At 62.5% G+C, this 11,942-nt stretch carries 7 protein-coding genes; 3 read left to right on the top strand and 4 right to left on the bottom strand.

Annotation, left to right across the window (positions count from 1 at the left end; genetic code table 11):
* Window positions 1-38 precede the first annotated feature (38 nt).
* Window positions 39-2,789 carry a bifunctional [glutamate--ammonia ligase]-adenylyl-L-tyrosine phosphorylase/[glutamate--ammonia-ligase] adenylyltransferase gene (gene glnE, locus F2P46_RS23820; RefSeq protein WP_166894872.1) on the top strand — a complete coding sequence of 917 codons (2,751 nt, stop codon included), beginning with the start codon at window positions 39-41 and terminating at the stop codon, window positions 2,787-2,789.
* 7 nt (window positions 2,790-2,796) lie between these two features.
* On the opposite strand, the gene F2P46_RS23815 is transcribed toward glnE, so the two are convergent.
* From F2P46_RS23815 to F2P46_RS23805, 3 genes are all read right to left on the bottom strand, one after another.
* Window positions 2,797-3,576, bottom strand: coding sequence for a phosphate/phosphite/phosphonate ABC transporter substrate-binding protein (locus F2P46_RS23815; protein ID WP_166894870.1), 780 nt, complete (start codon window positions 3,574-3,576; stop codon window positions 2,797-2,799).
* Window positions 3,577-3,596: 20 nt separating this feature from the next.
* Window positions 3,597-4,580 carry a fatty acid desaturase gene (locus tag F2P46_RS23810; protein ID WP_166894868.1) on the bottom strand — a complete coding sequence of 328 codons (984 nt, stop codon included), beginning with the start codon at window positions 4,578-4,580 and terminating at the stop codon, window positions 3,597-3,599.
* A 171-nt stretch (window positions 4,581-4,751) separates the two neighbouring features.
* On the bottom strand, window positions 4,752-7,085 hold the full coding sequence (locus F2P46_RS23805; RefSeq protein WP_166894866.1) for a TonB-dependent receptor: 2,334 nt from the start codon (window positions 7,083-7,085) through the stop codon (window positions 4,752-4,754).
* A gap of 265 nt (window positions 7,086-7,350) precedes the next feature.
* Between F2P46_RS23805 and F2P46_RS23800 the strand changes: the two genes are divergently transcribed.
* A complete protein-coding gene (locus F2P46_RS23800) occupies window positions 7,351-7,527 on the top strand; it encodes a hypothetical protein (RefSeq protein WP_208296750.1) in 177 nt (58 codons plus the stop codon).
* Between the two features lie 331 nt (window positions 7,528-7,858).
* Here F2P46_RS23800 and F2P46_RS23795 read toward each other — a convergent pair whose 3' ends face one another.
* A complete protein-coding gene (locus F2P46_RS23795) occupies window positions 7,859-10,750 on the bottom strand; it encodes a TonB-dependent receptor (RefSeq protein ID WP_166894864.1) in 2,892 nt (963 codons plus the stop codon).
* 353 nt (window positions 10,751-11,103) lie between these two features.
* On the opposite strand from F2P46_RS23795, the gene F2P46_RS23790 reads away from it, so the two are divergent.
* Window positions 11,104-11,565 carry a cache domain-containing protein gene (locus F2P46_RS23790; RefSeq protein ID WP_166894862.1) on the top strand — a complete coding sequence of 154 codons (462 nt, stop codon included), beginning with the start codon at window positions 11,104-11,106 and terminating at the stop codon, window positions 11,563-11,565.
* Window positions 11,566-11,942: the final 377 nt, after the last annotated feature.

The following is an 11,942-nucleotide window of genomic DNA, read 5'->3' as shown; positions in this document are numbered from 1 at the left end:
GAACCCGACTTTCACTTACCCTTTCCTGACGCCAACCAATGAATCCAGCCTCCCTGACACCGCTGTCGCGCTTTTATCAACGCTGGCTGGCGGCCGATCCAAGCCGCGCCGGCGCTGTGGCCAGCATCAGCGCCGGCCCGCTCGACCAGCTTGATCTGGCGCAAGGCTTGGCCCGCGTGGCCGTGGACGACGCCAAACCGGGCGCCCCGCCGCTTCCCGCCGTGCGCGCCATGCGCCGCCTGCGCAACCTGCTGGTCTCAAGCCTGATACAGCGCGACCTGGACGGCCAGGCCGACCTGGCCGAAGTGGTGGCCACCATGACGGCGTTTGCCGACTTCGCCATCCGCACCCACCTCACCGCCCTCATGGCCGAGCAGGTGGCCAGCCACGGCATGCCGGTCGGCCACGAATCGGGCTTGCCGCAGGAAATGATTGTGTTGGCGATGGGCAAGCAAGGCGGCGGCGAGCTGAATGTCTCGTCCGACATCGACCTGATCTTCGTCTACCCGGAAGATGGCGACACCGCCGCCGGGGCCGGCCAGCGCCAGCTGTCGAACCACGAGTTTTTCACGCGCCTGGGCAAGAAGCTGATCGCCGCCCTGTCCGAGATCACCGAGGATGGCTTTACCTTCCGCGTGGACATGGCGCTGCGCCCGAACGGCAACTCCGGCCCGCTGGTCGCCAGCCTGAACATGGTCGAGGAATACCTGATCGTGCAGGGCCGCGAGTGGGAGCGCTACGCCTGGGTCAAGGCGCGCGCCGTCACCGGCGCGCCGCAAGACATCGCCGCGCTCGAAGCCATCGTCCATCCCTTCGTGTACCGGCGCTACCTCGACTTCGGCGTGATCGACGCGATTCGCACCATGCACGCCCAGATCCGCGCCGAAGTCGACCGCCAGGAACGCCTGCATCCGGACCGCAGCAACAATGTCAAGCTGGGGCGAGGCGGGATCCGCGAAATCGAATTTCTGGCGCAAGTGTTCCAGCTGATCCGAGGCGGGCGCGATGCCGCCCTGCGCGACCGTTCCACCCGCGCCACCCTGCGCGTGCTGGCCGACAAGGAACTGCTGCCGCTTGATACGGTCGAGCAATTGCTCGCTTCCTACGCCTTCCTGCGCAACCTGGAACACCGCCTGCAATACCTGGACGACGCCCAGACCCATACCCTGCCCGCCAGCGACGCCGATCGCGCCGTCATCGCGCAGATGATGCGCCTGCCCGACGTGGCCACCCTGCTGGCGCAACTGGAAGAACAGCGCCATTTCGTGGCCGCCCAGTTCGACGCCATCTTCAGCGACAAGTCCGAGCAGGCCGGCGACACGGTCGACCCGGGCGCCAGCAGCTGGGCCGGGGCCGACCTCGACAACCGCGAAGCGATCGAAGCGCACCTGCGCGCGCTCAGCTTCGACGACGCCGGCGGCGCCGCCCAGCGCCTGATGAGCACCTGGCAGTCCGGCAAGGTGCAAGCCCTGCCCGAAGCGAGCCGCACCCGCCTGCTGGCGCTGGTCAACGCCGCGCTGCCGCTGATCGGCAAGACCGCGCTGGAAGCCGGCGCCGGCAGCGCCAGCTCGACCCTCACCCGCCTGCTGGCGTTCTTCGAAGCCATCGCGCGCCGCTCGGCCTACCTGTCCTTGCTGACCGAGTATCCGCACACCCTGGAACGCGTGATCCGCATGATGTACGCCAGCGGCTGGGCCGCCACCTTCCTGACCCAACACCCGATCGTGCTCGACGAACTGTTAGATGAGCGCGTGCGCAGCGCCGTGCCCGACTGCGCCGCCCTGGCCGCCGAACTCAAGGAGCAACTGGGCGCGGCCGCCGGCGACACCGAGCGCCAGATGGATATTTTGCGCGAAGCCCACCACGCGCAACTGTTCCGCCTGCTGGCGCAAGACCTGGCGGGCGAACTGACCGTGGAAAAGCTGGCCGATTACCTCTCGGCGCTGGCCGACACCATCGTCGCCGCCACCATCGACGCCGCCTGGCAAGCCATTTCCACGCGCCACCGCGAAGTGCCGCGCTTCGCCGTCATCGCCTACGGCAAGCTGGGCGGCAAGGAACTGGGCTACGTGTCGGACCTGGACGTGATTTTCCTGTTCGACGACGACGACCAGGAAGCGCCCGGCAACTACGCCAAGCTGGCCCAGCGTTTCATTACCTGGATGACGGCGCACACCTCGGCCGGCATCTTGTTCGATATCGACACCGCGCTGCGCCCGGACGGCGCCAGCGGCATGCTGGTCTCGAGCGTGGCCGCGTTCGAGCGCTACCAGGAAAATTCGGCCTGGATCTGGGAACACCAGGCGCTAACGCGCGCGCGTTTCTGCGCCGGCGACGCGGCCATCGGCGAACGCTTCGAAGCGGTGCGCGAACGCGTGCTGCGCACCGACCGCAGCGCGCGCGCGGACGAACTCAAGCAAGAAGTGCTGAAGATGCGCAAGAAGATGCACGACGCCTATCCGGCGCGCCCCGGCCTGTTCGACCTCAAGCAGGATGTGGGCGGCATGATCGATGTCGAATTCATGTCGCAGTACCTGGTGCTGCGCCATTGCGCGCAGTATCCGCAGCTCACCATCAACCTCGGCAACATCGGCCTGCTGCGCATGTTCGCCGACCTGGGGCTGATCGACGCGGATCTGGCGCTGGCGGTGGGCGACGCCTATCGCGCCATGCGCAAGCTGCAGCACCAGATGCGCCTGCAGGGCAAGGACAATGCGCGCGTGGACGCGGCCCTGGTGGCCAGGCACAGCGCGCCGGTCAGGCAGTTGTGGGAAGCGGTGTTCGCTTGATGGCCCATCAGGCGAGGTGCGGATAGCCGCGTGAGAACGCCTCCGCCTGCAGCGCGCCGATGCGTTCGTAATCGTGCGTGGAGCACGGCGCAAAGTGGCCGATCGACAGCGCCGGCAGCAGCTCGGCCAGCGCCGCCGCAGGCGCCAGCAAGGCCTCGCGCAAGCGCTGTCGCAGCGCGTCCGGCACGGCGGCGCCCGTCACGAACGGCAGGCCGGGCGATGGCGCCGAGTAGCGCAGGATCGAGATGCCATCCAGGCTGGACGGCTGCTCGCGGCGCAGATAGCCGAGCGTGACGCAGTCGATGGCCGCCAGGTCGGCCGCGCCGCTTTGCACCAGCGCCAGGCTGGCGCGGTGACTGCCCGACCATGTCACGCCGCTGAAAAAACGCCCGTCGCGCGCCAATGGCGCCACCGCATGGCGCAGCGCGTTCATGCCGCTGTTGGAATCGATGTCGTTGGCGGCGGCCCTGCGCCCGGGCGCGTCGGCCAGGGTGGCGATGCCGCTGCCGTCGCGCACCACGAGCGCGCTGGCGTAGTTGCTGCCCGCGCAGCCTTCAAGGTCGTAGGCCGGCGTGGCGAGCAGATGAACGTGTTCGCGCAACTGCGTCAGGTAAGGATAGCCGCACGTCTGGCTGAGCAGCATGTCGGGCCGCTTCCAGAAGTCCGGCAAGACGGGATCGCGTTCGAATTCGACGGCATCAACCATGCCATCGGCGCGCAGCGCGTCGACCAGCGCCTCGGACAGGGCTTCGTAGCCTGCCGCAACGCGGGCGGACACCTTATACATCGGAAAAGCCACTTTCCACCTCATCGGCCTGACTCCTCCATGTGCGGATGCACGGGCGCATCGACCGCCGTCAGGCCGAAGCGGCGCATCAGCTCGCCGTAACCGCGCACGTAAAAGCCACCGCTGCGGGCAATATACGCCTCGCGCCGCGCATGGTAGACGCGCGGCAGCAGATACCACGGCAGCGATGGAAAGTCATGGTGTACCAGATGGAAATTGTTATTCAGATATAGCAGGCGGAACACGAAGCCCGCTTCGTTGAGCACGATGCGCTGCTTGTGGTTTTCCGCCGGGCGATGTTCGTAATACGAGCGGATCATCACCAGCGACTGGGCCGGATACGATATCGCCAGCACGTAATACAGCGCCGACACGCCGAACGCGGCCTCGACCACCCACAGCAGCGCCACCAGCATGGCCACATGGCGCAGCCACATGTGGGCCTGGGTCCAGTCCCCGCGCAAGGGCTGGCGCACGGCCTCGATCCAGGCAGACGTGATCGCGATCGCCGGGCCGACCAGCATGCGGCCCCAGAAGGTCTTGTTAAACCACAGCAGTTGTTGCAGCGGCTTGCTCATGCCGGCCCAGGCCGCCGGCGACACGTAATGGCTTTCGGTATCGAGCGCCGGCATGGTCAGGTGGAAATCGACGTGATGGCGCAGATGGCTGTCGCAATACAACTGATACGGATACCACACCGCCAGCGGTAGCGTGCCGAGCAGGCGGTTCAGCGTCGGCCAGCGGGTCGGATGGCCGTGAATCAGTTCGTGCTGAAGCGACATGTACCACGCGCACCACCAGATCATCAGCACCGTGGCGGCGGGTGTGCCGAGCGCGCGCCAGTTCGCCAGGGTGGCCAGCCAGCCGCCATGAATGACGACGATCAACAGCCAGGTGGGCCACTCCGCCAGCCATAACCAGCGCTGGCGTTCGCCGCGCATTTGCTGCTGTTGCGCGGCGTCCATGTAGTTTGTGCACACTTCCTTTGCCACTGCTGTTGTCATAAGCAAGTTCTCCCGGTAAGTGCACTACAAGACGGGTTGAAAGCGCGCTTTGAGACCAACTCCAACCGAAGTTATTTTTGCCCGGAAACTCAGCTCCGTCATTCCCGCCATTGGCAGAAATGACTTCCCGCGCAGGCGGGAATGACGGAGCTTAAGTTAACTACATCCTCATCAAAAACGCGATTTCACACGAACGCCGACTGTGCGCGGACGCGCCATGAACAAGGTATCGCCCGGCTGGATGGCGATGCTGTTGGTCGTCACATCGCTCACTTTGTTGCCGTTGGTCAGATTGGTGCCGAACAGGCCGACTTCAACACCGCGCGTGGTGTAGGTCAAGGTGGCGTTGAGCGTATTCGACGACGCAATTTCCGAATAGCTGCCCTGGGCGGCGGCAAAATTGGTGTAGGCGCTGCCCTTGTAGGCATAGCTGGCGGCCAGACCGACTTCATCCGTGCCGGCGACCGGAATCCGGTAGCTGACGGTGGCGCTGGCGGCCACGCGCGGCGCATACGGCGTGCGCGCCCCGGCCGGAATGTTCTGCGCCGCGATGCCGGTCACCACCGCGTTGCGCGCGTAGGCATGGTTGTAAGCGGCATTGAAACCGATGCTGGCGCGCCGCGTCAGCTTGAAGGCGCCCTCCACTTCCACGCCTTCGCTGCGGATCTTGCCCGCGTTCTGCGTAAAGTAATACGTGCACGGCAGTTTGTTGAACACCTGCACATCGTCCCAATTGGTGAGGTAAGCGTTCACATTGAGGGTCATGCGGCGCTCGAACAGGGTGTTCTTGGAACCGATTTCGTAACTCCACAGGCTGTCCGGCGCGAAGGTGGACGGCGCATTGAGCCCGCAAAAGTTGAACGGCACCGGCTGGTTGTTGCCGCCGTAGCGGAAACCCTTGCCCGCGTTGGCGTACAGCAGGTGATCCTGGTCCAGATGGTAGGCCGCCGCCAGGCGCGGATTGGCGCCCTGCGCGGTGGCGCTGCTGCTGCTCGTCTCCGGGCTGCCGACGGGCGCCGCCGGGGTGGCGCCCACCAGGTTGCCGAACAGGCCGGAAAAATGCAGGTCGAAATCCTGGGTGCCCTTGAACAGGCGCAGGCCGGCGGTCAGGTCGAGTTTCTCGAACACGGTGTAAGTGCCTTCGGCAAACAGCGCCACCTGGTGCGACTTGGTGTCTTGCCGGCCCGAAAAATAGTTGTTCGGCGTGCTGGCGCCGTCGTTGCTTTGCGAATTGTAGCCGGGGAAGTTGCGGGTCTCACCGAAACGGGCGTCGAAGCCTGCGGTAGGTTGCTCCTGGCGCAGCTTGCGTTCGCCTGTTTCAAAAAACGCGCCGGCTGTCCACTTGAACGGCCCGCTGCTTTTCGAATTGAGCCGGAACTCTTGCGCAAAGTCGGTCACCGCATTGCCGATCGTATACGCCGACGCCATCAGCGGATTCTTGCCGCTGAAAATGAACGCCGTGGCCGGATACTGGGCCGATTGCATATAACGCGTATCGCGGTGCAGGTAGGAGCTCGACGACACCAGTTGCGCACCGCCCAGGTCGTAGTTCACGGCCAGGTTATACAGTTGCAGCGAATCGTTGCTCTGTTGCGGCAGCAGCGCGAAGGTGGTGAACGGCGCCAGCTTCGAATAGGCATCGTTGATGCCGCCCTTGATGTTCGAGGCGGTGGCGCTGGCGTCGATCACCAAGTCGGACGAGGCGCGGATGCGCAGCGCGGCGCGGCCCTGGTTGGTCGAGACGGCATTGGTGATAGCGCCGTTGAAGACGTTCTTGATATAGCCGGAATCCTTGCCGGTATAGCCGGTCAGGCGCAGGCCGGCCACGTCCGCCTTGAGCGGAATGTTGACCATGCCGCGCAGCTTGCCGTTGTTGCCGCCGAAGCCAGACGTGCGCGAGCCGACTGCCTCCACGGAGCCGAACAGGTCCGTGGTATCGGGCTTTTGCGTGATCTGGCGCACCGCGCCGGCCATGGCACTGGCGCCGAACAGGGTGCCCTGCGGGCCTTGCAGCACTTCGATGCGTTCCAGGTCCAGCACTTTCAGGTCCGGGTTGCCGGACTTGAGGGTCACCGGCATCTCGTCGACGTACACGGCCACCAGCGAGGAATCCTGGATTTCGGACGGCACGATGCCGCGCACGACCAGACCGCGCATGGTGATGTTGTTCACCCCGGCGCCCTGCTCCTGCACGCTCATGGCGGGCACCAGGCTGGCGATGTCGGACAGCTTGCCCAGGCCAAATTTGGCCAGGCCTTCTGGTTGCAGGACGGTAATGGCGGCCGGGACTTGCTGCACGTCGACCGCATTGATGGCGCGGGTGGCGGTGATCTCGACCTTGTCGATTTGTTCGGAAGTGCTGGTCCCGGCGGCCTGGCGCGCTGCGGCGCGGGCGGCGGCGTCGGTGCTGGCCGTGGTTGCCGGTGCCTGCTGCGCGTGCGTCGTGGCGATCACGCCGAGCGACAACATCGCCAGTGCTCCTTGGCCAATTAACTGCTTTCGCATCGGTATTTCCTAGTGTGTTTATTGATAGTAGGTGGCGCTCGCCTGACCAGATGCCGGTATGGCGATCGATCTGGAGGATCGACAAAACGTGACTGCAGGATGTGCTCGACAGCCTGCAGTGTTGCCGTCTGGTGTTTGCAACTAGTTTCCGTTGGGATACTTCATACGGCAAGTATATACAAGCCAAAAGCCCATGAACACGAAGATAATCATCTTTGGTTATATGAAAATGGAGGTATATTGCCGATTCCGCTTGTTGGGCAACATGCCTACCGACTTTCTGATTTTCGCGGAGAGCGAACTGGCGCCGGACGCCAACCTGGCCCTGCAGTTCCAGGCCATCGCCGGCATGCCGGAGCCGCAGCAGGCCGTCATCCGGCAGCTGCTGGAAGGAATGATCATCAAGTACGAGGCCGAGCGCTGGTCCTCTCGGATCAAGTAGCTTTCTCGCTGCCATCCCGGCAGCTAAAAAGAGCCGCACCCGACACCCGGCTTCAGCGAGCAGGGGTTGGGCGCGGCTTTTTTCATTCAAGATATAGATGCTGATGAGGCCGTGTCTAAATGCCAGATCTGGCACCGTCACAGATGCTGATGAGGCCGTGTCTAAATGTCAGACCTGGCACCGTCACACAAAGGTGGATTGAGGGCCAAGAGGAATTCACAAAAATGACCATATGCCGACATTTCCATTGTTTTCCACACGAAATGTCACGCTGCACAGGCGAAAAAAACCCGGCGCCACGGCCGGGTTGTTCAGCTACCGCCGCAACAGATCAGAACGCGTAGCGCGCCGTCAGCTGGAAGTAGCGGCCGTAAGGATTGTGCAAGCCCTCGTTGTAGCCGGCCAGCGGCTGGGCCGAGGTGTTGACGCCATAGATCGGATCGTAAGGCGCCTTGGTATCGAGCACGTTCTGGATGTTCAGGTTCAAGGTCAGGTTCTTGATGCCGGTATAGGTGTAGCCAACGCCAAAACGGGTCCAGCTGTTGATCGAGCACTCGGGGAAATACGCTTCGTACAGGGGCATGGAGGTATCGCGATTGGCCTCGGCGTCGCTATCCTTGCGCGTGCCGTATTGGCAGAACGGCTGGTCGTAGGTCACTTCCCTGTTATAGCGGCGCAGCAGCGATACGCGGCCGGTGTAGTCGATACTGGCATTGAAGGCGTGCGCGCCATGGCTCCACGACGACGACAGCGACGTCTTCCAGCGCGGCTGGTCGTTACCGCTCAGGTTCCAGTCCGCATAGCCGACGCTGGTGCCGGCCAGGTTGCGTTCGGGATCGCCCGCAGTACCGGCCAGGGCATAGTAATCCAGGAAGGTCGAGGTCAATTTGGAGTTGAGCGTTCCCCATTCGCCCAGGTTCTTGCGGAAAGCCACGTCCAGATCGACGCCGCGTACTTCGGTCGCGCCCTGGTTCATCCATGGCGTCTTGACCATCAGCAGCGGACCGCTGTTCTGGATCACGTTACCGTTGGCGTCACGCACCCAGTTGGCCGGGTTCGGGTCGCGCAACACGTTGCCAGGGACCCGGGCCTCGTTCTTCAGCGCGTCCGCGGCCAGGCCGAGCGCGACTTCACCTTCCTTGCGAATCTTGTAGAAATCGAGGCCAATGTCGAGATAGGAGGTCGGCGAGAACAACAGGCCGAAGGAAATACTCTTCGATTTTTCCGGTACCAGGTCGGGGTTGGCGCCGCCGGTGGCGGCCGCCGACTTATTGCAATCGAGTTCGGTCGCGCCATCGCGCGGGGTTTCTTCATCGGGCTCGCAGCGGCGCGGATCGGCGATGTTAGTGAGAAAAAACTGGGCGCCGCCCGGCGTCACCTGCACCAGCGCCGGCGCACGGAAACCGCGTCCATAGGTAGCGCGCAGCGCCAGGCTGTCGGTCACGGTCCACTTGGCGCCCACTTTCGGCACGAAATTGGTCTTGATGCCCGGGTACTTGTCGACCCGGCCGGCGAAGTCCATCTCGACGTTCTTCAGGAAGGGCGTGCGCAGCTCGATGAAGGCCGACTTGATGTCGCGTTCGCCGTCGATCTTGGTATTGGCCAGGCCGAAAATGTCGCCGCGCTGCAGCACCGGATCGGGCATCAGCTTGATCATTTCGCGCCGCAATTCGGCGCCCACCGCCAGGCCCATCGCCCCGCCGCCAAGTTGGCCGAACTGCGTGCTGACCTTGCCATCCCATTGCAGGATCGAGGCCTTGTCGTCGCTGACCACGTCATGCCCGACGCTCGGATCTGCGCTGATGGACGCAATGGTCGCGCCAGCATTAATCTTGCGCAAGGTCGGCAGGTACAGGCGGCCGTAATCGGTGTTTTCCTTGGTGGTCTGGTTGTACAGCACGGCCGTTTCCCAATCCCAGCTGCCAAGCGTGCCCTGCAGTCCCGCCAGCACGCGCGTATTGTCGCTCAGGGTTTTGGAACCGCCGCGCAGATTCACAAAGCGGTGGCCGACCGAAGCGCGTGCATCCGGGAACGGATTGTCGGGGTGGCCGATTTCCAGGATGGTCTGGTAGGGTTGCCCCACGCTCTCGCTGGTAAAGTTGGTCGTCGCGGACTGGCCGATGGTAATCGGGGCGCCGGTGTAGGCACGCTCGGTGCGCGAGTAAGCCGCTTCGGCGAAGGCCTTGGCGTTCTGGCCCAGTTTCAACACGCCGCGCGTCATGACGCTGGCATCCTTGCCGTCGCCGATACCTTCGAGGAATTGGGTGGTGTCGTAGTTGCAGAAGGTGCGCCCGATGAACACGCTGGTGGGAACGATGCCCATATTGGTGGCGCCGACCAGTTGCTGCGACGGATCGCAGGTGGTGCGGGTGACCAGGCGATCGGCCATATTGGTACGGTTGACGGCGAAGTTCTTGCTGCCCGGCGCGCTTTCACGGTAAAACGAGGTCACGCCGGAAACCGTGCTGCCGTACGGCGTGGCGAAGCGGCCATTGATCTGCTGGTAGGTCTCGAATTCGATGTCCTTGACGTCCGCGCGTTTCACACGATCACGGTTGGACACGTCGGCGGTAATGAACACATTGTAGCCATCGCTTTCCACATCGCCCTTGCCCCAGAAGATGTTAGCGCCTTTGCGGGCGAACTTGCCATCATCATTGGCGCTGGCGCGGGCCGCTACCTCGGTGCCCTGGTAGTTGGTCTTGGTAATGAAGTTGATCACGCCGCCGATTGCATCCGAGCCGTACACGGCCGAGGCGCCATCCTTGAGGATTTCCACCCTGTCCAGGGCCGACAGCGGAATCGAGTTCAAATCGTACAGTGTCGAATTACCCTTGTTCGGATCGGCATAGGCCGCCGGCGTCATGCGCCGGCCATTGAGCAGGATCAGGGTCGAGGTCGAGCCCAGGCCGCGCAGCGAGGCGGTCGACGCGCCGCGCGAGAAACCGCCGTCGTTGGTGTCGAGGTTGACGTCGCTGCCCATCGACGGCACTTTACGCATCAGTTCCGTGACGGTGGCGGCGCCGCTGTCGCGGATATCCTTGGCAGTGATGACCTGGATCGGCTGGGCGCCTTCCTTGTCGATGCGTTTCAGGTTCGAACCGGTGATATACACGGTGGCGGTCGGCGTCGCGGCAGCCTGTTGCGCGAGAACGATGTGCGAGGAACCCAAGGTGAGCGCGACGGCGAGGACGCTCTGTTTCAATACAAAGTGTTTTTTCAAGATAACTCCAGGTGAGATATTCGTCCATGGAAAAATTGACTCTTGTTTTTGAAACCCATTTATATGTATGAGTGATGACAAATTTCGCATGAACCCTACGGGGAAGCAAACAACTTAACCATACAAGTCAATTTTGCCGTCTTTAATGTTGTTTTCTGACGATTCAACCTAGGCAAAAGATGACGTTTTGCCAAATCGGCTGTAGGTAATTCAGTTCAGAAAATACTGTGGTTTTTGCGCATGTATTCGTTCGCCAGAACGCGAAATTTCAGGGAAGTGACTGACAAGCAAAAGAACCTCGGCATAATGGTTCCACGCAACAACGCGCCATTTTCGAGATGGGGAGTGTATTGATGAGAACACTGTTTTCCGCAAGCTTACTCAGCGTCGTCCTGCTGGCCCTGCCGGGAGCGGCGTGGTCGGCCGACAAAGGCAGTGCCGACGAAGCGGTTGCGATGGTCAAGAAAGCCATCGCGCTGATCAAGACCGACAAAGCCAAGGGCTTCGCGGCCATCAGCGACACGGCCAACAAGGAGTATCACGACCGCGATCTGTACGTCTACGTATACGACCTGAACGGCGTCAGCCTCGCGCACGGCAACAATCCCAAGATTGTCGGCAAAAACCTGATGGCGCTAGCCGACAGCAACGGCAAGTTGATGATCAAAGAGATGGCCGACCTGGCCAAGTCCCCCGCCGGCAAAGGCTGGGTCGATTTCAAATGGCCCAATCCGGTGACCAAGGCGGTCGAGAACAAGTCGGGCTATATCGAACGGGTGGACGACATGATGGTGGGATCGGGCGTCTACAAATAAGCGGCCGCCGCACGCCGAATGAATCGTCCTAACGCTCCCCGCGGCACCCCCTTACAACCGGGGTCAGAGCTTTAATCAGAAATTGTTACCGGAGCCCACAACCGGGGTCTGACCTCTGATTAGAAATTTTTACTAAGCCGCATCGAAAAGCGGTGGATTCGCCTGGCGGTGGCCGGCACGCAGGGGCGCGCCTGCCTCCGGCACGACCATCGTCCCGCGATTCAAGGAAAAAATTACGAATCAGAGGTCAGACCCTGACCCTTCCCCTCAAATTTTGCTTGTAAACGAATTAGGATGGTGTTAACTTTCAATCCCAAAAACGGTGCATGCATGGCTGTGTTACCCCTTTACTTCGTAGCGACCAAACTGCGAAGAGA

The organism is Massilia sp. CCM 8734 (assembly GCF_011682155.1).
Taxonomy (GTDB): Bacteria; Pseudomonadota; Gammaproteobacteria; order Burkholderiales; family Burkholderiaceae_D; genus Telluria_A; species Telluria_A rubra.
This window is presented reverse-complemented; position numbering and strand designations above follow the sequence as displayed.